General features: G+C 68.5%; 24 protein-coding genes and 2 tRNA genes. 12 read left to right on the top strand and 14 right to left on the bottom strand.

Annotated features, from left to right (window positions below):
- Window position 1: 1 nt before the first annotated feature.
- The 5 genes from B140_RS0104585 to crgA all read left to right on the top strand — a co-directional run bounded on the left by B140_RS0104585 (window position 2) and on the right by crgA (window position 6,937).
- A complete protein-coding gene (locus B140_RS0104585; RefSeq protein WP_018118177.1) occupies window positions 2–1,414 on the top strand; it encodes an FtsW/RodA/SpoVE family cell cycle protein in 1,413 nt (470 codons plus the stop codon).
- A complete protein-coding gene (locus B140_RS0104580; protein WP_018118176.1) occupies window positions 1,415–2,851 on the top strand; it encodes a peptidoglycan D,D-transpeptidase FtsI family protein in 1,437 nt (478 codons plus the stop codon).
- A gap of 67 nt (window positions 2,852–2,918) precedes the next feature.
- The gene (locus B140_RS12945; protein WP_156801667.1) at window positions 2,919–4,535 is read left to right on the top strand and encodes a serine/threonine-protein kinase; all 1,617 of its coding nucleotides are present in this window, start codon (window positions 2,919–2,921) and stop codon (window positions 4,533–4,535) included.
- Window positions 4,532–6,556, top strand: a complete 2,025-nt coding sequence (pknB, locus tag B140_RS0104570; protein WP_018118174.1) for a Stk1 family PASTA domain-containing Ser/Thr kinase — start codon at window positions 4,532–4,534, stop codon at window positions 6,554–6,556. The genes B140_RS12945 and pknB overlap by 4 nt, the downstream gene beginning before the upstream one ends.
- A 108-nt stretch (window positions 6,557–6,664) precedes the next feature.
- Window positions 6,665–6,937, top strand: coding sequence for a cell division protein CrgA (gene crgA, locus B140_RS0104565; RefSeq protein WP_018118173.1), 273 nt, complete (start codon window positions 6,665–6,667; stop codon window positions 6,935–6,937).
- Between the two features lie 35 nt (window positions 6,938–6,972).
- Here the strand turns inward: crgA and B140_RS13705 are convergent, their stop codons facing one another.
- The 4 genes from B140_RS13705 to B140_RS0104550 form a co-directional block, all read right to left on the bottom strand.
- Window positions 6,973–7,146, bottom strand: coding sequence for a hypothetical protein (locus B140_RS13705; protein ID WP_156801658.1), 174 nt, complete (start codon window positions 7,144–7,146; stop codon window positions 6,973–6,975).
- Window positions 7,128–7,337 (bottom strand): hypothetical protein, encoded by a 210-nt coding sequence (locus tag B140_RS0104560; RefSeq protein ID WP_018118172.1) that lies wholly within the window; start codon window positions 7,335–7,337, stop codon window positions 7,128–7,130. The genes B140_RS13705 and B140_RS0104560 overlap by 19 nt, the downstream gene beginning before the upstream one ends.
- Window positions 7,338–7,563: 226 nt before the next feature.
- Complete coding sequence (locus B140_RS0104555; RefSeq protein ID WP_018118171.1) at window positions 7,564–8,229, bottom strand: rhomboid family intramembrane serine protease; 666 nt, start codon at window positions 8,227–8,229, stop codon at window positions 7,564–7,566.
- Window positions 8,230–8,308: 79 nt separating this feature from the next.
- A complete protein-coding gene (locus B140_RS0104550) occupies window positions 8,309–8,833 on the bottom strand; it encodes a peptidylprolyl isomerase (RefSeq protein WP_026165997.1) in 525 nt (174 codons plus the stop codon).
- A gap of 59 nt (window positions 8,834–8,892) precedes the next feature.
- Between B140_RS0104550 and B140_RS0104545 the strand changes: the two genes are divergently transcribed.
- A complete protein-coding gene (locus B140_RS0104545; RefSeq protein WP_018118169.1) occupies window positions 8,893–9,627 on the top strand; it encodes a hypothetical protein in 735 nt (244 codons plus the stop codon).
- On the opposite strand, the gene B140_RS0104540 is transcribed toward B140_RS0104545, so the two are convergent.
- The 3 genes from B140_RS0104540 to B140_RS0104530 are packed head-to-tail and all read right to left on the bottom strand — an operon-like array spanning window position 9,624 to window position 12,381.
- Complete coding sequence (locus tag B140_RS0104540) at window positions 9,624–10,358, bottom strand: ATP-binding cassette domain-containing protein (protein ID WP_018118168.1); 735 nt, start codon at window positions 10,356–10,358, stop codon at window positions 9,624–9,626. The two genes, B140_RS0104545 and B140_RS0104540, sit on opposite strands and share 4 nt — an antisense overlap.
- Entirely contained in the window at window positions 10,355–11,344 is a 990-nt protein-coding gene (locus tag B140_RS0104535) for an ABC transporter permease (RefSeq protein ID WP_018118167.1), read from the bottom strand. The genes B140_RS0104540 and B140_RS0104535 overlap by 4 nt, the downstream gene beginning before the upstream one ends.
- Before the next feature lie 38 nt (window positions 11,345–11,382).
- The gene (locus tag B140_RS0104530; RefSeq protein WP_018118166.1) at window positions 11,383–12,381 is read right to left on the bottom strand and encodes a substrate-binding domain-containing protein; all 999 of its coding nucleotides are present in this window, start codon (window positions 12,379–12,381) and stop codon (window positions 11,383–11,385) included.
- Between the two features lie 249 nt (window positions 12,382–12,630).
- On the opposite strand from B140_RS0104530, the gene B140_RS0104525 reads away from it, so the two are divergent.
- A complete protein-coding gene (locus B140_RS0104525; protein WP_018118165.1) occupies window positions 12,631–12,858 on the top strand; it encodes a hypothetical protein in 228 nt (75 codons plus the stop codon).
- Between the two features lie 93 nt (window positions 12,859–12,951).
- Here B140_RS0104525 and B140_RS13700 read toward each other — a convergent pair whose 3' ends face one another.
- Window positions 12,952–13,128 (bottom strand): hypothetical protein, encoded by a 177-nt coding sequence (locus B140_RS13700; protein WP_156801657.1) that lies wholly within the window; start codon window positions 13,126–13,128, stop codon window positions 12,952–12,954.
- Between the two features lie 181 nt (window positions 13,129–13,309).
- On the opposite strand from B140_RS13700, the gene B140_RS14525 reads away from it, so the two are divergent.
- Window positions 13,310–13,435 (top strand): hypothetical protein, encoded by a 126-nt coding sequence (locus B140_RS14525; RefSeq protein WP_280512655.1) that lies wholly within the window; start codon window positions 13,310–13,312, stop codon window positions 13,433–13,435.
- 49 nt (window positions 13,436–13,484) lie between these two features.
- Here B140_RS14525 and B140_RS0104515 read toward each other — a convergent pair whose 3' ends face one another.
- Window positions 13,485–14,282: an SDR family oxidoreductase gene (locus tag B140_RS0104515; RefSeq protein ID WP_018118163.1), complete on the bottom strand. Its 798-nt coding sequence runs from the start codon at window positions 14,280–14,282 to the stop codon at window positions 13,485–13,487.
- A 169-nt stretch (window positions 14,283–14,451) separates the two neighbouring features.
- Between B140_RS0104515 and B140_RS0104510 the strand changes: the two genes are divergently transcribed.
- A complete protein-coding gene (locus tag B140_RS0104510; RefSeq protein ID WP_018118162.1) occupies window positions 14,452–15,675 on the top strand; it encodes a DUF3500 domain-containing protein in 1,224 nt (407 codons plus the stop codon).
- A gap of 67 nt (window positions 15,676–15,742) precedes the next feature.
- Here B140_RS0104510 and B140_RS0104505 read toward each other — a convergent pair whose 3' ends face one another.
- The 5 genes from B140_RS0104505 to gyrA form a co-directional block, all read right to left on the bottom strand.
- Window positions 15,743–16,111, bottom strand: coding sequence for a DoxX family protein (locus tag B140_RS0104505; protein ID WP_018118161.1), 369 nt, complete (start codon window positions 16,109–16,111; stop codon window positions 15,743–15,745).
- 151 nt (window positions 16,112–16,262) lie between these two features.
- Window positions 16,263–16,335 (bottom strand) — tRNA-Ala (locus B140_RS0104500).
- 9 nt (window positions 16,336–16,344) lie between these two features.
- Window positions 16,345–16,421: transfer RNA gene (locus B140_RS0104495), tRNA-Ile, on the bottom strand.
- A gap of 75 nt (window positions 16,422–16,496) precedes the next feature.
- Window positions 16,497–16,838, bottom strand: a complete 342-nt coding sequence (locus B140_RS0104490; RefSeq protein ID WP_026165996.1) for a DUF3566 domain-containing protein — start codon at window positions 16,836–16,838, stop codon at window positions 16,497–16,499.
- A gap of 12 nt (window positions 16,839–16,850) precedes the next feature.
- Window positions 16,851–19,451, bottom strand: coding sequence for a DNA gyrase subunit A (gene gyrA, locus B140_RS11965; protein ID WP_018118159.1), 2,601 nt, complete (start codon window positions 19,449–19,451; stop codon window positions 16,851–16,853).
- 105 nt (window positions 19,452–19,556) lie between these two features.
- Here gyrA and B140_RS0104480 point away from each other — a divergent pair, with 105 nt between their 5' ends.
- From B140_RS0104480 to B140_RS0104470, 3 genes are all read left to right on the top strand, one after another.
- On the top strand, window positions 19,557–19,754 hold the full coding sequence (locus B140_RS0104480) for a hypothetical protein (protein WP_018118158.1): 198 nt from the start codon (window positions 19,557–19,559) through the stop codon (window positions 19,752–19,754).
- A 14-nt stretch (window positions 19,755–19,768) separates the two neighbouring features.
- Window positions 19,769–20,032 carry a hypothetical protein gene (locus B140_RS0104475; RefSeq protein ID WP_026165994.1) on the top strand — a complete coding sequence of 88 codons (264 nt, stop codon included), beginning with the start codon at window positions 19,769–19,771 and terminating at the stop codon, window positions 20,030–20,032.
- A gap of 128 nt (window positions 20,033–20,160) precedes the next feature.
- Window positions 20,161–21,552 (top strand): YPDG domain-containing protein, encoded by a 1,392-nt coding sequence (locus B140_RS0104470; RefSeq protein ID WP_018118156.1) that lies wholly within the window; start codon window positions 20,161–20,163, stop codon window positions 21,550–21,552.
- Window positions 21,553–21,564: the final 12 nt, after the last annotated feature.

Genomic DNA, 21,564 nt, shown 5'->3' with positions numbered 1-21,564 from the left:
CATGAGCGTGTCGCAGATCTTTCATCGCCGCACGGAGCTGGGGCTGCTGGTGCTCTCCGCGTTCTTCGTCTCCGCAATGCTCATCAACCTGGAGCTGTCTCAGGGCAACACGCTCACCTCGGAGCTGGCCTGGGTCATCGGCGGCTTCGTGGTGATCTTCCTGGCCGCGCACTGCGTGCTGTGCTTCGTGGCGCCGCACGCGGATCAGATCATGCTCCCGGTCACGGCCACCCTCAACGGCCTGGGCCTGGTGATGATCTACCGCATCGACGAGGCCAACGGCACCTCCCTGGTGACCCGCCAGGTGCAGTGGACCTTCGTGGGCGTGGTGCTGCTGGTGCTGGTGCTGGTGTTCCTGCGCGAGTACCGCTCGCTGTCGCGCTATTCCTACCTGCTGGGCCTGGTGGGCCTGGCCCTGTTGGCGCTGCCCCTGGTGTGGCCGCAGCCCGCGGACGCGGAGGCGCGCATCTGGATCACCTTCGGCCCGTTCTCCCTGCAGCCGGGCGAGTTCTCCAAGATCCTGCTGCTGCTCTTCTTCGCGCAGCTCCTGGTGAATAAGCGCGCGCTGTTCACGGTGGCGGGCTACCGCGTGCTGGGGCTTTCCTTCCCCCGGCTGCGGGACCTCGCCCCGATCCTGGCGGTGTGGGCGATCGCCATCCTCATCATGGCCGGGACCAACGACTTCGGCCCGGCGCTGCTGCTGTTCGCCACGGTGCTGGGGATGCTGTACCTGGCCACGGGCCGGGTGTCCTGGCTGTTCATCGGCGTGGTGCTCGTGGCCCTCGGCGGCACCGGGGTGTACATGATCTCCGCCAAGATTCAGGATCGCGTGAGCAACTTCCTGGATCCCTTTTCCACGTATGATAGCTCCGGCTTCCAGCTCGCCAACTCGCTCTTCGGCATGTCCTGGGGCGGGCTGACGGGCACGGGCATCGGCCAGGGCCACCCGGACATCATCCCGGTGGTGTGGACGGACTTCATCCTGGCCGCCGTGGGCGAGGAGATGGGGCTGGTGGGCCTGTCCGGCGTGCTCGTCCTCTTCGCGCTGCTGGTCACCCGGGGCTTCCGCACGGCGCTGCTGGCCCGGGATTCCTACGGCAAGCTGGTGGCCTCGGGTCTGTCCCTCACCATCGCGATCCAGGTGTTCGTGGTGGTGGCCGGGATCAGCGCGCTCATGCCCATGACCGGCCTGACCACGCCGTTCATGTCCGCGGGCGGCTCCTCCCTCATGGCCAACTACATGCTGCTGGGCATCCTGCTGCGCATCTCCGATGCGGCGCGCAGGCCCGCCGCCGCGCCCGCGGACTCCACCGACGGCTCCGCCGGGCTCTCCCCCGTCGGGGGCGCGGAGGGCCGCACCCCGGAGGGCGGCGAGGGCACCGGCTACATGCCCGCCGTAGGGAAGGTGAACTAGGTGAATCGCTCTATTCGTTTTACTGCGGTCTTTGCCCTGCTGCTGACCCTGGTGCTGCTGGTCAACCTCACGGTGATCCAGGTGTTCCGCCACGATCAGTACGCGGCCAACCCGCTCAATCAGCGCAACTTCCTGGAGACCAAGTCCATCCCCCGCGGCCAGATCACCGCGGGCGGGCAGGTGCTGGCCTCCTCCTACGAGGGGGAGGACGGCCTGTATCACCGCAGCTACGAGGCCGCCCCGGTGGCCTTCAGCCCGGTGGTGGGCTACCTCTCCGACGTGTACGGGGCGGCGGGCATCGAGTCCTCCTACAACGGAGTGCTCAACGGCACGGACGCCACCCCGGGTCGGGTGCTCGACCAGCTCCTGGGCGCGGACCCCACCGGCAACAACGTGGAGCTGACCCTGGTGCCCGAGGTGCAGCAGGTGGCCTACGACCAGTTGGTGGGCAACGGCTACGAGGGCTCCGTGGTGGCCATCCGCCCCTCCACCGGGGAGATCCTGGCGATGGCCTCCAGCCCCGGCTACAACCCCAACTCCATCGTGGACCCGCAGACCTCGCAGGACGCCTGGGCGCAGCTCAACGCGGACCCCGGCAACCCGCTGCTCAACCACTCCACGCAGGAGACGCTCCCGCCCGGGTCGATCTTCAAGATCATCACCACGGCGGCGGGCCTGGAGAACGGGTACTCGGCGCAGAGCACGCTCACCGGGGCCCCGGAGATCACCCTGCCCAACACGCAGCAGACCCTGACCAACTACGCGGGCCAGGCCTGCGGGGGCGGCGGGGACGTGACGCTGCACACGGCCTTCGCGCTCTCCTGCAACACCGCGTTTGTCCAGATGGGCATCGACGTGGGCAGCGACGCCCTGCGCTCCACGGCGGAGGCCTTCGGCGTGGGCCAGACCTACGACCTCGGGCTGTCCATGGCCCCCGGCTCCCTGGGCGACCTGCCGGACGACGCCTCCCTGGGCCAGTCCGCCATCGGGCAGCGCGACGTCACAATGTCCGCGCTCCAGGCCGCCGTCATGGCCGCCACGGTGGCCAACGGGGGCACCCGCATGGAGCCGCACGTGGTCTCCCGGATCACCGCCCCGGACCTCCGGGAGCTGGACCGGGTGAACGCAAAGGAACTGAATCAGGCCGTAAGCCCGGAGATCGCCGCGCAGCTCACGGAGCTGATGCGCGCGTCCGAGCGCTCCACGGTGGGCTACGCGGGCCAGGACATCGCCTCCAAGACCGGCACCGCCGAGCACGGCGACGGCGTGGCCCCGCACACCTGGTATGTGGCCTTCGGCCCCAGCGAGAACGCCGACGTGGCCGTGGGCGTGGTGGTCAAGGACGGCGGCAACCAAGGTCAAAGCGCCACGGGAGGCAAGGTGGCCTCCCCGGTGGGGCGCGCCGTACTCAACGCCGCGCTGCAGGCGGCCCAGTGAGGAGGATTAGAAGGTGACGGACGAGAACTTCCAGCAACGCGCTTCCACCCCCAACTCCCACTCGGGGCTGTCGGATGACGAACAGCGCTCCCGGCTGCAACGGCTCATCGGCGAGGACTACCGCCTGCAATGGGTGATCGGCCACGGCGGCATGTCCACCGTGTGGCTTGCCGACGATCTCCGCCACGACCGCGAGGTGGCCATCAAGGCGCTGCGGCCGGAGTTTTCCAACTCCACGGAGTTCCTGGAGCGCTTCCGCAACGAGGCCCAGGCGGCGGAGAAGATCGTGTCCGATAACGTGGTGCGCACCTACGCCTACCGCGAGGTCCCGGACCCCCACGGCACCGTCTTTTGCTTCATCGTGATGGAGTACGTGCGCGGGGAGTCCCTGGCGGATCTGCTCTCCCGCGAGGGCGCCCTGCCGGAGGACATGGCCTTAGACGTCATGGAGCAGGCCGCCCACGGCCTGTCCGCGATCCACGCGATGGGCATGGTGCACCGCGACATCAAGCCGGGCAACCTCATGGTCACGCAGGCCGGGCAGGTCAAGATCACCGACTTTGGCATCGCCAAGGCCGCCGCCGCGGTGCCGCTGACGCGCACCGGCATGGTGGTGGGCACCGCCCAGTACGTCTCGCCCGAGCAGGCCCAGGGCCAGGACGTCCACGCCGCCTCGGACGTGTACTCCCTGGGCGTGGTGGGCTACGAGGTCCTCAGCGGCAAGCGCCCCTTCACCGGGGATTCCTCGGTGTCGGTGGTGCTGGCCCACATCAACCAGGCCCCGCCGCAGCTATCCACCTCCATCACCGCGCAGACCCGGGAGCTGATCGGCATCTCCCTGCGCAAGGACCCCCGGCGGCGGTTTACCGACGGCAACGAGCTGGCCCACGCCATCTCGCAGGTGCGGCTGGGGCAGCGCCCGCCGCAGCCGCGCTCGGCCAAGCTGTCCCGCCCGGCGCCGGAGCCCTCGCCCACGGCGGCCACGGTGGCCCTGGGCGCGGTGGCCCAGCCCACCACGGTGCAGCCCGCCGTCCCGGCCACCGGCAAGCCCCCCACCCCGGCGCGCAGGCGGGCGGTGCCGCCCGCCGCCCCGGTCTCCGCCGCGACCGCGAAGGGCGGCACAAAGCAGGCCAAGGAGAAGAACACGCGCGAGCGCATGGTGGTTCCGCTCGCCGTGGCGGCGGCGCTGGCCGTGCTGCTGGTGGTGGGCTTTGCCCTCTACCGCCTGGACTTCTTCGGCTCCGATTCCTCCCCCGCGCACCGCACCGGCACCGCTGAAACCTCCGCAACGTCCGCTCCCGCTGCGGGGGAGAACCCCGCCGAGCAGCCGGAGGTGGTCACGGAGACCCAGTACGTCGAGGAGGCCCCGGCCCACACGGTGCGCCGAGGCAACCCGGGCCGGGACGAGGACTCGCGGGAGGAGCCCGCGCAGCACACCGCCCAGCGCTCCCCGCGCGGGGAGGAACGCGGCGAGGCGGATACCCAGTACGAGGAGGAGGACTCCGCCGTGACCCTGGTCCCCGAGCAGGGTACCGTGGTGGACGAGCCGGAGCAGGAGGCTCCTCAGCCCAGCAACACGCCGAACAGTCCGGCGCAGGTGAATCAGGATAACTCGGATGTGCAGTTGCTCACCTCCGACGCGTCAGGCAACCTCCCGGAGGACGCCGAGGGAGAGGCACAATGACGATGATCGCGGACCGCTACGAGCTGGGCGAGGTGATCGGCACCGGCGGCATGTCCGACGTCTACGCGGCGCACGATGCGCTGCTGGGCCGGGGCGTGGCCGTGAAGGTGCTGCGCATGGAGCTGGCGCGGGACGTCAACTTCCGCGAGCGCTTCCGCCGCGAGGCCCAGAACTCCGGGCGGCTCAACCACCCCGCCATCGTGGCGGTGTATGACACCGGGGAGACGATGATCGAGGGGATCAGCGTCCCCTACATCGTGATGGAGCGCGTGTTCGGGCGCACCCTGCGCGGCATCGTGCGCGAGGACGGCCCCATGCCCCCCACGGAGGCCGCCGCCGTGATCGTGCCGGCCGCCCAGGCTCTCCAGGCCTCGCACGACGCCGGGATCATCCACCGGGACATCAAGCCGGCCAACATCATGATCACCAACACCGGCGCGGTGAAGGTGATGGACTTCGGCATCGCCCGCGCCCTGGACGATTCCACCTCGGCGATGACGCAGACCGCCGCCGTGATCGGCACCGCCCAGTACCTCTCCCCGGAGCAGGCGCGCGGCCGCAACGCCGACGCCCGCTCGGACGTCTACTCGCTGGGCTGCGTGCTCTACGAGCTGCTCACGGGCAACCCGCCGTTCCAGGGGGAGACGCCGTTCGCCGTGGCGTACCAGCACGTCCAGGAGGAGGCCACTCCCCCCTCGCACTTCATCGCGGACCTGACCCCCACCGCCGCCGTCAACGTGGATTCCGTGGTGCTCACGGCCATGGCCAAGCACCCGGCGGATCGCTACCAGTCGGCGGACGCGATGGCCGCCGATCTCGAGCTGCTCTCCCGCAACGCCGTGACCCAGGCCGCCCGCTCCCACGTCGCCGCGCAGCCGCAGCAGGCCCCCGCCGGGTCCGACGCCCAGGCGGTCGCCCCCACGGAGGTCGTTCCGGCGGCCACCACAAGCACGGCGGCTACGGTGCCCGCCGCCTCCCCGTCCCCGCGCAGGGCCGACGGCGGCGCGGGCGGGCGGCGCAGGCACCGGCGTCCCACCAAGAAGTCCCGCTGGCCCGCCTGGGTCGCCGGGCTGCTGGTGCTCATCGTGCTGGGCGTGGGCGGTGCCTTCGCCTACGACCTGCTGGTTCACCGCTCCCAGGATTCCTCCGGGGACGCGCCCGCCGTGGAGCGCCGCTCCGCCACCGTGGAGGTGCCCGACGTGACCGGGCTGCCCGTCAACGAGGCCCGCAAGACCCTGGAGGACGCGGGGCTGCAGGTGGACACCCACGAGGAACCCAGCCCGGACGTGCCGCGTGACTCGGTGATCCGCACCAACCCCGCCGCCGGTTCCACCCTCCAGGAGGGGGCCTCGGTGCAGCTCACGGTCTCCTCCGGCAAGGAGGTCACGGACGTCCCGGACCTCACCGGGATGACCCTCCAGCAGGCCTCCGCCGCCCTGCAGGGCAGCGGGCTGGCCCTGAACTCGCAGGCCACGGAGGAGGAGTCCGACGCGGTGCCGGAGGGGCAGATCCTGCGCCAGAACCCGGCCGCCGGGACGCAGATCTCCAAGGGCTCCCAGGTCAGCGTGACGGTCTCCTCGGGGCCGAAGCAGGTGCGCGTGCCGGACCTCACGGGGTTGCAGCTCGCCCAGGCCCAGACCACGCTGGATTCCCTGGATCTGGACAGCGAGATCACCTACGTGGACTCCCTGGAGCCGGAGGGCACGGTGCTCAGCGTCGAGGAGCAGGGCTCGATGGTGGACGCCCATTCCTCCATCACGATCGAGGTGTCCAACGGCCAGCTCTTCGAGATGCCGGATCTCACCCGCTCCACCCAGTCCCAGGCGCTGTCCAAGCTGCGCTCGGCGGGGTGGACCGCCCCGGATTCCGCCCTGGTGGCGGGCTCGGACGTCAAGACGGGGCTCATCACGGACCGCAAGCTGATCGCCGCCTCGGAGCCGCAGGCGGGGCAGACGCTGCGCAAGGACGCGCGGATCACGGTGCGCTACTACGAGTTCGATCTCACCGCGCTGACCCCCTAAGTTCCGGCCGGGGTGGGCGGGCCCACCTGCTAGACTGTGCAGCTAGCACAGGGCGCGCCCGCCTCGGCCAGCGCCATCTTCACGTTTAAGGAATCTCAGAGGTGACCGATGCCCAAGTCTAAGATCACGCCCCAGTCCAGCGCGATGCCCACCACGCCCGGCACCGTGGATCGCACCCCGGTGAAGATCAACACTGGCGGCACCCCCATGTGGTACAAGATCCTCATGTTCGGCTTCATGCTGGTGGGGCTGGCGTGGCTGGTGGTCAACTACCTTGCCGGCAACCAGATCCCCCTCATGACCGACCTCGGCGCGTGGAACTACCTGGTGGGCTTCGGGCTTTTCATCGTGGGCCTGCTCATGACGATGGGCTGGCGCTAGCCCGCCCCACGCCCCCCGTTCACCGGCCCCGCCTTTTAGGCTGCGGGCCGGTTTTCCCTTTCCGGCACCCGCACCGGCACCCGCCAGTAGTTCCATCCCCACAGCGGGTTGACCACCCGCCACGCCCACCAGCAGTAAAAGCCCGGCCCCGTGCTCGTGCGGTAGACCTGGGCGTCGGGATCGCTGCGCGCTATGCGGTAGATCCCCACAGGTTGGCTGCTATCAGCAGCCCCACCGAGGCCGCCGCCAGCAGCGGGTCGCGCCACCCGAAGGCGCTCTGCAGCACGAGGAATATCAACGGGTAGTAGGCCAGGCCCCGCGTGGCGGCCCAGACCGCCAGGATGTAGGCCCTGCGCTTGGTGCGCCGCACCGGGCCCCGGCGCAGCAGGGCGGTATCCACGTCGATGAGGTCGGGGCATAGCCAAAGATGCCAAAGATCGTGGTTCCTCCTTCGGTTTCTCACACCACTATTCCACAGCCTGTGGATAACTCTGTGCACTACATCCACAGGGCGATCGTGCGTTCGAGTAATCGCCCATCACGCCAGGCACACCCGTCACATTGCGAACGTTCGAACCTACCTGTTCGGTAAATTACAAGACCGTAACTATCCACAGTGTGGATAACTACTGTGGATAAACCCCGCCCGCCACGTAGCGCGCCAGCAGGCCCAGTACCACGATCCCCACCGCCGCCGTGCCCGCGCCCCGCAGCCTGCGCGAGCGCGGCAGCAGCACCCCGGCCAGGGCCGCGCCGGTGGCCAGGCCGCCCAGGTGTCCCCACAGGGACACCCCCGTGGACAGGAAGGTGTAGGCCAGGTTCACCCCCACCAGCGTCAGGGGCGCCACCACGTCCCCGCCGCGCCGCAGCGCGGAGCCCACCAGCACCGCCATGAGCCCGTACAGGGCGCCTGAGGCCCCGGCGGTGGGCACCAGCGGGTTCATCTCCACCACGGCGTAGGAGGCGCCCAGCCCGCTGAAGAGGTACACCGAGGAAAACAGGAGGCTGCCGAGGGAGCGCTCCAGCTCCCTGCCCACCAGCGCGATCATGAAGGTGTTCATCGCCATGTGCGCCACGTCCAGGTGGATGAACATGTTGCTCAGCAGGCGCAGCGGCTCCCCGGTGAGCACCAGCGGGGCGAAGAGAAAGCCCTCCCGCGTCAGGGGCGCGTTCCGGGTGTCCAGGGAGCCTGCCTGCAGGGCGGTGATCGCCCACACGACCACGATGACAAGGCAGAGCAGCGCGGTGACGGGGGCGCCGCGGAAGAAGCGTCGAAAGGTGGCGATGTTCATGCCGTCTAGGGTATCCCGGGCGCGAAAAAGGCCCGCGCCGTGCGGGCGCGGGCCTGGAACCCCGGAATGCGGAAAGGGGTTATTCCACGATCTCCACGGACTCGATCACCACGGGCTCGGTGGGGCGATCCATGCGGTCGGTGGCGGTGGTGGCGATGGCGTCCACGACCTTCTGGGAGGCCTCGTCGGTGACCTCGCCAAAGATGGTGTGCGCGTTGTTCAGGTGCGGGGTGGGCACCACGGTGATGAAGAACTGGGAGCCGTTGGTGCCGGGGCCAGCGTTGGCCATGGCCAGCAGGTAGGCACGGTCGAAGCGCAACTCGGGGTGGAACTCGTCCTCGAACATGTAGCCGGGGCCGCCGCGGCCGGTGCCGGTGGGGTCGCCGCCCTGGATCATGAAGTTCTTGATCACGCGGTGGAACACCGCGCCGTCGTAGAAGGGGCCCTCCTTGGTGCCGGAGGCGTTCTCCGTGCGGTACTCCTTGGTGCCCTTGGCCAGGCCCACGAAGTTATCCACGGTCACCGGGGCGTGGTTGCCAAAAAGATCAACGGAAATATCGCCGCGGTTCGTGTGCAGAATCGCAGTAGCGGTCTTCAAACTCATGAGAGCAAGTGTAACGCTTTTTCCCCATGAAACGCGGAACACGATTATTCTAGGATGCTATGAACACCACCGTGATGAAGATGGCCCTCTCCACCGGCCGCGATGCGTGGAGCCGCTACCGCGACCTGCGCGAGCGCAAGGCCTCCGAGGCCTACGACGCCCTCGCCAGCGCCGCCGAGAGTGCCTCGAGCAACTACGAGGAAACTGCCGAGAACCTTAAGGAGACCGCCGGCAAGGTGGCCAAGCAGGCCCGCCGCCGCCTGAATAACGCGGTGGAGAGCCTGGAGTCCAAGGGCAAGGACCTCCAGGAGTCCGCCGAGAAGGCCCAGGATAAGGCCCAGAAGGACGGCAAGAAGAAGGCGAAGGAGGCCGCGAAGGTGAGCCGCCGCACCAAGCGCCGCGCGGAGAAGGCCGCGTCCAAGGCCAGCGCCAAGGCGCAGCGCAAGCTCGACCGCAAGGAAAGCAAGAAGGCGAAGAAGAAGGGCCCGGTGCGCCGGGTCCTGCGCCTGCTCGCCGTGCTCGGCGTGCTGGGCGGCGTGGCCGCCTCCCTGTGGAACTACTTCCGCAAGCCCGCCAAGGTGGGCCCCATGCCCCCGCGCATCCAGGAGTTCGAGAGCTCCCGCCCCACCCAGTCCGAGCTGATCTACTCCTCCTCCACCCCCGCCACCCCGGAGGAGGAAAAGAAGCAGCAGGAGGAGCGCGCCAAGAAGAACGGCGAGGAGTTCACCACCGAGGGCGAGGACCTCATCGCCTCCCTCGACGAGCAGCTCGAGCGCCACCGCAAGGAGGACTAAGCCCCCTCCCCCGCCATCGCCAGGGTGAGCTCGTCCAGGCTCACCTCACCGCGACGGCACGCAAGGATCTGCCGCCCCAACCCCAGGACCACGAAGGAGTCGCCCACGCGCTCCGCGTGCCTGGGGTTGTGCGTAATAAACACCACCGCCACCCCGCGCCGCGCGGCGGCCTCGATAAGGTCGAGGACCATCCCGGACTGCCGCACCCCCAGGGCCGCCGTGGGCTCGTCGAGGATGAGCACCCGCGCGCCGCAGTGCACCGCCCGCGCGATGGCCACCACCTGCCGCTGGCCCCCGGACAGCGAGGATATGGGAACGTCCACGTCTGCGATGGTCACCCCCAGCTCCGCGAGCGCCCGGCGCGTCTCCTCCCGCATCCGGGAGGCGCGCAGCAGCCCCCACGGGCCGGTGTCCTCCCGCCCCAGGTAGAAGTTGCGCCACACGCTCATCTCCCCCACCACGGAGAGGTTCTGGTGCACGGTGGCGATCCCGGCCTCGAGGGCCGCGCGCGGGGAGGCGAAGGCGGCCGGGGTGGCGTCGATAAGCATGGTGCCCTCGGTGGGCCGGTGCAGCCCGGAGAGGATGCCGATGAGGGTGGACTTGCCCGCGCCGTTATCCCCGAGCACGCAGGTGACCTCCCCGGCGTTGACGCTCATGCTCACCCCGCTCAGCGCCGGGGTGGGCGCCCCCGGGTAGGTCTTGCTCACGTCCCGCAGCTCCACGAGGCTCATCGCGCTCCTCCCTTGGCCAGCCCGGCGGGGGTTCCCACGGCGGTGTTGCTGAGCACCGCGAGGAGCAGCATCCCGCCGAGGAAGAACTTGAACCAGTCCGGGTTCCAGCCCGCGTACACGATGCCCTGGTTGATCACGCCGAACACGAGGGCACCCAGGGCCGTGCCCACGGCGCTGCCGCGCCCGCCGGTGAGCGCGCAGCCGCCGATCACCGCGGCGATGATGTACAGGAACTCGTTGCCCACGCCCTGCCCGGCCTGCACCGAGTCAAAGGCGAACAGGTTGTGCATGCCCATGAACCAGGCGGCGAAGCCCACCAGCATGAACAGGCCGATCTTCACCCGGCGCACGGGCACCCCGCAGGCGCGCGCGGCGGACTCGTCCCCGCCCACCGCGAAGATCCAGTTGCCCCAGCGGGTGCGCAGCAGCACCACGGTGGCCAGGGCCACGAAGAGCAGCCACCACAGCACCGTCACGCGCACCTGCACCCCGCCCACCGAGATCGCGGAGGCGAACACCGCCCTGGCGGAGCCAAATCCCTCCATGTCCGAGATGATCGGCGTGGCCACCTGCCCGGTGACCGCCTTGGTGAGCGCGAGGTTGAGGCCCTGGAGCATGAGGAAGCTCGCCAGGGTGATGAGGAAGGAGGGAATCCCGGTGCGGGTGACCAGGAATCCGTTCCACGCCCCGACGCCCAGGGCCAACAGCAGCGAGAGGCCCGCGCCCACCCAGGAGTTCAGCCAGAGGTTGTAGTTGAGCATGGTGGCCGCCAGCGCCGTGCTGGTGACCGCCACCCCGGAGGAGAGGTCGAACTCCCCGCCGATCATCAGCAGCCCCACGGCCACCGCCATGATCCCGATGGTGGAGCTGGCGTAGAGCACCGTGGAGACGGCCTCGAAGGAGCGCATGGCCGGAGCCGCCACGGCGAAGGCCGCGACGACGAGCACCGCCCCCACCAGCCCGGCCAGCTCCGGGTGTCGGCTCATGCGCCGCCTGCCCGCGGCCGCGACGGGCCGCGCGGCGCTCATCGCAGCCCCCGCTGCGCGGCGTCCGCGATGACGTCAACGTTGGTGGCGTCCACGAAGCTCGGCCCGGTGTACACCGGCCGCCCGCCGCCCACGGCGGAGCCGTTGCGGTGGGCCAGCCACAGGGCGTCCACCGCCAGGTATCCCTGCAGGTAGGGCTGCTGATCCACGGCAAACTGGATGTCGCCCCCGCGGATCGCCCCCACCAGCTCCGCGTTGGTGTCAAAGGTGGCGATCTTGGCCTGGGAACCGGCGGCCTTGGCGGCGTCCGACGCCGTGAGCGCCACCGGGGTGACCAGCCCCATCACCCAGTCGATGTGCTGGTCGCGGGCGAGCTTGGCCTGCACCGTGGAGTGCACGCTCGTGAGATCCATGCCGTTGACGTAGAGCGTCTCCACCTCCGCACCCTGGGCGCCCTCCTTCAGCCCCGCGCAGCGCTCCTCCTGGGAGGAATTGCCCTGCTCGTGGATGACGCACAGCGCGTGGCGGGCGCCCTCCTCGCGCAGCCGCTGCCCGGCCTGCTGCCCGGCCACGCGCTCCTCCTGCCCAAAGAAGGCCGCCAGCCCGAAGTCCCGGTACCGGCCCATCCCGGCGTTCAGGCCCACGGTGGGAATCCCCGCCTCCACGGCGGCCTTGGCGGCGGGGCCGATCGCGTCCGGGTTGGGCATGGTCACCGCCAGGCCGTCCACACGGGAATCGATGGCGGTGCGCACCAGGCTCTCCTGGTTGGGGGCCTGGGGATCGGCGCTGTAGCGCAGCTCGATGTTGTTCTTGCGGGCGGCGTCCTCCGCGCCCTTGCGCACCAGGTCCCAGAAGGTATCCCCCGGCGCGCCGTGGCCGATCATGGCCACGACCATGCGCGGGGTATCCACCGTGCCGGAGGCACCCTCCCCCTCCCGGGCGGTGCGCGGGGCTCCCCCGGTGGCGGAGCAGGCGGTCAATGCGAAGCAGGCGAGGGCGGCGACGGTGACGACGGTGGTGGCCGCGCTCCTGCCCAAAGGTAATAGGCTCACCTATCAACGTAATAGCAGGTCACGACGGGAATCCGGGCATCCCGGGCGATCTGGATCGTTACAGAAGGGCCGCGGGCCGCGTGCCGACGCCCCGGGGGCGGGCGCAAAGGGAGGGGTGCGGGTGGCGCGGGTGTGGGTGATGAATGGCGGACGCCCGGGAACGCGGATGTGTGGTTTGCTGGTGCTGGTACCTGCGGAGGCACGGCATAAACGAATATAAGAAAGGAGCAGTCCATGAACACCACGAACGAGGATCGTGCGATCGCCGAGGACTTTGAGCGGGGCTGGTTGGAGGAACGCCTCAATGCGGCGCGCAGTGGTTGGGGCCTCGGTGTTATTGAGGTATTGCCGGATCACCTCGCAGCGCACCTTTCCGCCCAGGCGGAGGCCGAGGGACGCAGCACCCTGCATTTGATCAGTGAAGCGGTAGAAAAACTGCTTGCGGATCGTCACGCCGCATAAAACCGTTGCCCACCTCACCCGGACAATGAAGCGCACCGCAGCCACCCATGCAACTTTGGCGGCTATCTGCGGGCGCTCCCACCGCGAACATCCTCATTCCCCTCTGAGGTCGTTGATTGATTCCGCCAGCGTTGCCGTGGGGTTCTTCTTCTGGTGCTCTCCCACGGCCTCGGAGGAAGGCAGCGGCTTATCGCTCTTTTTGAGATTCTCGGATAATAGTTCCGGTACGCCGACCACCACGGTGGAGGTCACTGCCATATTCGTGGCCATGGAGTAATTTCCCTGAAACGCAAACCACAGGGTGAACAGGACGCAGACAACCCCGATTCCCCAAAGAAAGGGGCGGGCTTTCCGTAACACACTCCTCGCATTCATACTGCCGCCCACGCTACCAATCCTCCCTCGCCCCTACCGACGGCCAGCCCTCCTCATTTTTGTATACGATAACCGCATGAGCGAGTATCGCATGCGTGGGAAACTCGTCACCGAGGAACAGATTCGGGCGTGGGCCGACGAGGCGGAGGCGGGATACGACCTATCGACGCTGCCGGAGCCACGGCGCGGAAACAGCGCCTGACCCTGGATTAGTCCCCGACTAGGCACTGCTCCACACCCACCGCGCACCGCTACGGTCGCACGGGCCTATCAGTAGTGAACTTGGCGTTGACAAAGCGAATCAGCCACGCGGGGGAAAAGTGCGAGGCCGCGTACATGATCTTCGTCTGCAATCCCACCGGGTGATGCACCTTGGCCACCCGGCCGCGCTCGCGCTCTACCACGTCCGCCACGGCCTCCGCGACGTCGTCGGCGGTGAGCCGCACGCCCATGCGCTTGGTGCCGCTGGTGGACACGCCGTCGAGCATGCCGGTCTTGGCGTAGAGCGGCCACACGGCGGAGACCGTGATGTCATCCTGTTCCCATTCGAGGTTCAGGGCCTCCGTGAGGCCGCGCACGGCGAACTTGGTGGTGGAGTACACCGCCATGTCCGGGGTGCCGTAGATCGCGGCGGCGGAGGCGATGTTCACCAGGCGGGCGCCAGGGGTGCGCTTGAGGTAGGGGTAGGCCGCGCGGGACCCGTTGAGCACGCCCTTGACGTTCACGTCCACCAGCGCGGCGTCGCGCTCGAAGGAGCCCTCCTCCGCGAAGGGCCCGGCGTAGAGGATGCCGGCGTTGTTCACCACGGCGTCGATCCGGCCGCCGGTGTGGGAGGCGAAGTCCTCCAGGGCTGCGGACCAGGATTCCGGGTCGGTGACGTCCAGGTGGCCGTGGTGAATCCCGCCCCGGCCCGGGTCCTCGGCGGCGACCCACGCGAAGTCGTCCACGAGGTCGTAGGCCCCCACGGTCCAGCCGCGGCGGGCCAGGGTCAGGGCGGTGGAGCGACCGATCCCACGGGCGGCGCCGGAAATAAATACTGAGCGTGACATGGGTCCCAGCCTAGGCTCGACGCGCGCGGCGCGGCGGCTTTTCGCGGAAAATCCACCCCTCGGGGGTATTCCACGGTTTCTTGCCACCAAGCAAACTCACCGCCACCATCCCGTAACCTCACAGTAAATGGTCGGCATACTGCCACCCTTACCGTTCACACTGGTGCCCATGAGTTCAACCATCAGCAGCACGCGCCGTTTCCTCCCCCTCGTGGCCTCCGCCCTCGCGGTGGGCCTGACGCTGAGCGCCTGCTCCTCCTCCGAGACCAACAACGCCGCCAACACCACCAACAGCACAGCCACCGCCACGACCACCGAGGCGTCGGCAAGCACGGCGTCTGCGAGCGACGCAACCACCACCCGCGCCACCGTGCAGTCCACCGCCGAGGCCGCCCGGGCCTTTCTGAACACCCTCTCCGAGGAGCAGCGCTCCACCGTGCTGAAGGACTACGAGGACGAGGACAAGTCCGTCACGTGGTCCAACTTCCCCGTGACCTTCGTGGAGCGCGCGGGCGTGAACCTCAAGGATCTCTCGGATGAGCAGCGCGCCGCCGCCATGAACGTGCTCAAGGCCCTGCTCAACGACGATGCCTACGCCACCGTCACCGGCATCATGGCGGGCGACGAGTACCTGCTGGACAAGAGCAACACCACCGAGGACTCCCTGGGCCAGTACTACATCGCCTTCTACGGCGACCCCAGCGACACCGAGGCTTGGACGCTGCAGTTCGGCGGGCACCACCTGGGGCTCAACGCCACGATGGACGCCGACTCGCTCACGTTTGCCCCCACCCACCTGGGCACCCAGCCCACCGAGTGGGTCAACGAGCAGGGGCAGACCATCAAGACGATGGACAAGACCTACACCACCGCCTTTGCCTTCTACGACAGCCTGAGCGAGGAGCAGAGGTCCAAGCTCTACCAGGGGCAGCAGGTGGGCACGATGGTCTGCGCCCCCGGCGGCACCTGCGACTACCCCACCGGCACCGGCCTGAAGGGCTCTGACCTCACCGATGAGCAGAAGGATCTGCTTATCGACGTCGTGGCCAACTGGGTGGGCATGGCCGACGAGGAGACCACCGCCACGCAGCTCGACGCCATCCGCGCCACCCTGGACGAGACCTACGTGAACTGGTCGGGTGCTACTTCCTACGACACCACCACCGGCGAGGGCATCTACTTCCAGATCAGCGGCCCCAGGGTGTACATCGAGTTTGCCAACCAGAACGGCTCGGCCGGGGCGGACATCGAGGGGGTCACCACCGCGGGCTGGGGCCACGTGCACACCATCTACCGCGATCCGAGCAACGACTACGCCAACTCCGTGGAGCAGCAGGAGGCCAGCGGCCCCGGCGGCGGTGCGCCGAGCGGCGAGGCCCCGGAAAGGCCGTAACGCCCCACACGGCGCGGCGCTCCTCTTCCGGAGACTCCCGCCCACCCCGGGGCGCGGGCGGGGATTCCTAGCCCATCGCCTGCGCCACGTTCACCCCCGCCACCAGGGCGCTCAGCGCCGTCATGCCCAGGCAGTTCAGCCAGAACTCGCTGCCCAGGAACCGCGCGCGGACGTGGGCCGCGATGGCGAACAGGAAGTAGCCGAGCACCCCCAGGGAGGCGGTGGCCGCCACGCTGGGGTCGTGGCGCAGCGCCCCGGCCACCAGGGCGAGGGCCGCGAGCGCCTTGATCCCGATGAGCGCCCACCACCAGTCCCGGGGAAAGTTCACCCCGCTCAGACAGCGGGAGATGAAGGCGGGCGGCCGGAGGGAGAGCAGGGCGTCCCCGGCCAGGACGAGCGCGAGAACGTAGGTGAGAGCGATACTTGCGGCGGTCATTGCAACCTCTTCGATCCGTGTTCCATGCCGATGGTCATGCGTCTAGCACCACATCGTAACCCGGAACCCGGAACCGCCGCGCGGGCGTCGACCATGCAAAAAAGGGCGGCTTCCTCTTCGGGAAACCACCCTTGACATGGAGCCTTATCTGTGGAGCATAGGAGAATCGAACTCCTGACCTTCTGCTTGCAAAGCAGATGCTCTACCAATTGAGCTAATGCCCCATTGTCCCTTGGTGGGCCTAGCAAGAATCGAACTTGCGACCTCATCGTTATCAGCGATGCGCTCTAACCGACTGAGCTATAGGCCCTTGGAACGAGTATGTACTTTACATACCCGTCCACAGCGCGCACAAATCACCAGGTCACCCCGGAGATCGCCGCCCTTAGCGGATGTCCTCCACCTCCACCGCGAGACCGCCAAAGAGGTCCACCACGGAGTTGTAAATCACCGCGCACAGCGGGGCGAGGAGCGTGGCCAGGATGGCACCCAGCGCGCCCACCAGGGCGGAGACGCTGATCACCACGCCGAAGTTGATGATCTCCTCCCCGCCGATGCCGCCGATCACGGAGTTGAGGTTGTCCCACACCCCGGCGGCGTCGAGCCCCACGTAGAGGAGCGCCGCGCACAGCACCCACGCCACGAGCCCCACGAGGGAGAGCGCGAGGGCCACGCGGAAGGCCGCCATCGGCGGTATGCGCGATACCACTACTTCTCTGTATGCCATCTGCTCTTCCCTTTAGTCGTCGCCGTCGGTGGCCGGGTCTGCGGAGGTTGCGTCAGATTCTACCCCGGGAATGGTCTGGGCCGGGGCCTCCTTGCCCGCCGGGCCGTCCACCTTCCCGGTGGCCACGGCGGTGGCCTCCTCCTCGCCCTCGCCCTCCACGTTGCGGTCGATGGCCAGGAGCTCCACGTCCTTCTCCAGGTTCACCAGGCGAACGCCCATGGTGGCGCGGGAGGAGGGCCGGATCTGGGCCACCTCGGTGCGGATCACGCCGCCCACGGAGGTGATGGCAAAGATCTCGTCGTCGTCGTCCACGGTCATCGCGCCGATGAGCTTGCCGCGCTTGGGCGTGTACTTGAAGGTCACCACGCCCACGCCGCCGCGACCCTGGGAGTTGTACTCCTCGATGGGGGTGCGCTTGCCGTAGCCGCCCGAGGTGGCCACCAGCAGGTAGCCGCCGTCGCGCACCACGCACATGGCCAGGAGCTGGTCCTCGCCCCGGAAGCGCATGCCCTTCACGCCGGCGGTGGCGCGGCCCATCGGGCGGAGCTGCTCGTCGTCCGCGGTGAAGCGGATGGCCTGCCCCTCCTCGGAGACGAGCAGCAGCTCGCTGTCCTCCGCGCACAGGGCCGCGCCGATGAGGCGGTCGTCCTCCGCGAGGTTGATGGCGATGAGCCCGCCGGAGCGGTTGGTCTCGTAGTCCTCCAGCCGGGACTTCTTCACCCGGCCCTGGGCGGTGGCGAGCACCAGGAAGGGGGCGTCCTCGTAGGACTGGATCTGGATCACCTGCGCGATGCGCTCCTCCGGCTGGAACTCCAGCAGGTTGGCCACGTGCTGGCCGCGCGCGGTGCGGGAGGTCTCCGGCAGCTCGTAGGCCTTGAGGCGGTACACGCGCCCGAAGTTGGTGAAGAAGAGGATCCAGTCGTGGGTGGAGCACACGAAGAAGTGGCGCACCACGTCGTCGGACTTCAGCTCGGCCCCGCGCACGCCCTTGCCGCCGCGCTTTTGGGACTTGTAGGCGTCCACCTTGGTGCGCTTGGCGTAGCCGGTGGAGGTGATGGTGACCACCACGTTCTCCCGGGCGATCAGGTCCTCCTCGGAGACGTCGCCGGAGGCGGCCACGATCTGGGTGCGGCGCTCGTCGCCGTACTTATCCACGATCTCCGCCAGCTCGTCGCGCACGATGCTGCGCTGGCGCTGCGGGGAGGCGAGGATGTCCTTCAGATCCGCGATCTCCGCCTCCACCTCCTCCAGCTCGTCCACGATCTTCTGGCGCTCCAGGGCGGCCAGGCGGCGCAGCGGCAGGGCCAGGATGTGGTCGGACTGCACCTCGTCCACGTCGAGCAGGTCCATCAGGCCGGTGCGCGCGATGTCCACGGTGGCGGACCGGCGGATCAGGGCGATGACCTCATCCAACATGTCGAGCGCCTTGACCAGGCCGCGCAGGATGTGGGCGCGCTCCTCCGCCTTGTTCAGGCGGAACTGCGTGCGCCGCACGATGACGTCGATCTGGTGCGCCACGTAGTTGCGCAGCATCTGATCCAGGCGCAGGGTGCGCGGCACACCGTCCACGATGGAGAGCATGTTCGCGCCGAAGTTCGTCTGCAACTGGGAGTGCTTGTACAGGTTGTTGAGCACCACGCGCGGCACGGCGTCGCGCTTGAGGGTGATCACGATGCGCAGGCCCACGCGATCGGAGGTCTCGTCGTCGATCTTGGAGATGCCCGCGAGCTTGCCGTTGGCCACCTGCTCCGCGATGCTCGCCACCAGGTTATCCGGGTTGACCTGGTAGGGCAGCTCGGTGATCACGATGGTCTGGCGGTTGCCCTGCTCCTCGATGCTGGTCACGCCGCGCATGCGGATGGAGCCGCGCCCCGTGGTGTAGGCGTCCTTGATCCCCTGGTCGCCCACGATCAGCCCGGAGGTGGGGAAGTCCGGCCCCTTGACGTAGCTCATGCACGCCTCCAGGGCCTCCTTCTCCTCCGCCTCCGGGTTGTCCAGCAGCCAGTAGATGGCCTCGGCCAGCTCGTTGAGGTTGTGCGGGGGGATGTTGGTGGCCATGCCCACGGCGATGCCGCCGGAGCCGTTCATCAGGAGGTTGGGCACGCGCGAGGGCAGCACGTCCGGCTCCATCGTCTTGCCGTCATAGTTCGGGGAGAAGTCCACGGCGTTCTCGCGGATGTCCCGCACCATCTCCATCGCCAGCGGCGTGAGGCGGCACTCCGTGTAACGCATGGCGGCGGGGCCGTCGTTACCGCGCGAGCCGAAGTTACCCTGGCCGTCCACCAGCGGGTAGCGCATGTTCCAGTCCTGGGCCAGGCGCACCAGGGTGTCGTAGATGGCGCTATCGCCGTGCGGGTGGAACTGGCCCATCGCGTCGGACACCGGGCGCGCGGACTTCACGTACCCGCGGTCCGGGCGGTACCCGGAGTCGAACATCGCGTAGAGGATGCGGCGGTGCACGGGCTTGAGCCCGTCGCGCACCTCGGGCAGGGCGCGCCCCACGATCACCGACATCGCGTAGTCGATGTAGCTCGACTGCATCTCCTCGTTGATGTCGATGGGGTGGACGCGATCGAACAGGTCGTTGCCGGACCCGTTGTTGTCGTCGCTCATACTCACCTTTTCTTCGGCGGAATCATTCCCCGCCTAGTTTAGTGCCCTGAGCGCCTCCTGCGCCCATTCCGGGCGCCCATTCGGTATCATCCTGATACCGTGGCCATGACGCTGAGACTCACCGAGGAGCAGGATCGCGCCCTCACCCTGCTCGCCCGCGCCCACTCGTGCAGCAAGCAGGAGGCGGCCGTGCGCGCCATCCTCGCCGCCGCCACGCGCACGCTCGACGACGCCCGCGTGAACCAATTGGCCCGCGCCGCCCTGCCCGAGTACCTCGACGCGCGCCGTCGGCTGCGCTCATGAGGCCCCTGATGCCCATGAGGGGACTGAGCCTGGAGCAGATGGTGATCGTCGCGGACGCGGTGTGCGAGCGCACCGACGCCCGCATCCGCAGCTACCCCGCGCTGGCCGCCTGCGCCGCCGTCACGCACGCCCGCCTGCACGGCGTTCCCCTGCACCGCGATGTGATTCACATGACAAAGACGCTCCGCGAGCACGTCCGGGCGCTGCGCCCCCTCACGCATCACAACGATGTGTTTTCCCATGTGACGAGCGATATTTTGTACGATCTCAATACTTAATCGTCCGACGTCCGCTCAGCGGCGGCAGCCGGACGCCGTATGTCGGGGTGACAAGACCAAGGTAGACGTTTACTATTTTCACAAGTATATTTTCCGGACCCTTCTACCTAAATCAAAGGAAGAACTACATGCGCAAGCGCGTTTCCGCAGCGGCCATCTCCCTGGCCCTGGCCGGCTCCACCTTTGCCACGCCCCTGGCCCTCGCCGAGGACGAGGCCCCCGAGGCCGTCGTCGAGAACACCGACGTGGAGATCCTGGACGAGTCCACCGGGGAGGCCGCCGAGGCCGTGACCGAGGAGGCCGCCGAGGACGAGGCCGCCGAGACCCCCAAGGTGACCACCTACGCCACCGACGCCGCCGCGAGCACCCTGAGCTACGGCAAGAACAACGAGGTGGAGATTCCCTGGGACTCCGAGCAGGAGTTCGAGGTCCAGGGCACCCCCGCCAGCACCGCCAGGTTCATCGCCCCCACGGAGACCGTGCAGGGCTGGGACTACAAGGTGGACGAGAAGACCGGCAAGCTCACCATCAAGGCCGAGGCCAGCCGCCGCCCCGGTTCCTCCCTCACCCTCCCGATCCTGGTGCGCACCTCCAAGGGCTACACCCAGATCGACGTGAAGGCCACCGTGGTCAAGGGCGAGACCTCCCCCTCCGACGGCGTGACCCTGACGTACCCCGAGGAGTTCACCGAGATCGCCCCCGGCGAGTCCGGCACCGTGGAGCCCACCGTGGAGGGCACCCTGCCCGAGGGCACCGAGTTCGTGATGAACGAGAAGAACTCGGACGGCTGGACCTTCAAGGTGGACGAGAAGGGCGTGGTCACCGCCACCGTGCCCAAGGACGCCAAGGTGGGCCGCACCTGGAAGATGGGGCTCATCGCCGTGTTCCCCGACGGCTCCACCAAGGAGTACAAGGTGCCGGTGAAGGCCGCGGCCGGCGAGGACTCCCCCAGCAAGAACCTGGAGCTGAGCTACGAGGACTTTGAGGTTCCCTTCGGCGGCGAGGCCAAGGCCCCCATCGTGGCCAAGGGCGGCGAGCTGGACGGCACCACCTTCGAGCTGATCCACGAGTCCTACGCGGGCCTGGACTTCTCCCTCGACTCCGAGACCGGCGAGCTGACCGCCAAGGCCACCGACGCCAAGCGCGGCACCGCCGTGTGGGTTCCCGTGAAGGTGAACTACGCCGACGGCGCCGTGGACTACGTGGTGTTCCACGCCACCGTGAGCGCCCCGGAGAATGCGATGGCCGACTCCGCCGACTACGAGCCCGCCTACGAGGACGTGGAGGTCGAGCCCGGCAAGTCCGTGGAGGCCAAGCTGGGCGGCACCGTCCCCGAGGGCACCCGGTTCATCGCCCCGAGCACCGAGGGCACCGACTGGACCGTGGAGGTGGCCGAGGACGGCACCGTCACCGTCACCGCCCCGGAGGCCCCGAAGGGCTCCAAGCTCTTCATCCCCGTGATCGTGAAGTACGCCGATGGCTCCTCCGAGTCCGTGCGCTTCACCGCCGTGGTGAAGTAAGCCCCGTGCCTT

This window comes from Corynebacterium mastitidis DSM 44356 (assembly GCF_000375365.1).
GTDB classification, from domain to species: domain Bacteria; phylum Actinomycetota; class Actinomycetes; order Mycobacteriales; family Mycobacteriaceae; genus Corynebacterium; species Corynebacterium mastitidis.
The sequence above is the reverse complement of the archived record's forward strand: the minus strand, read 5'-3'. Positions and strand labels throughout refer to the sequence as shown.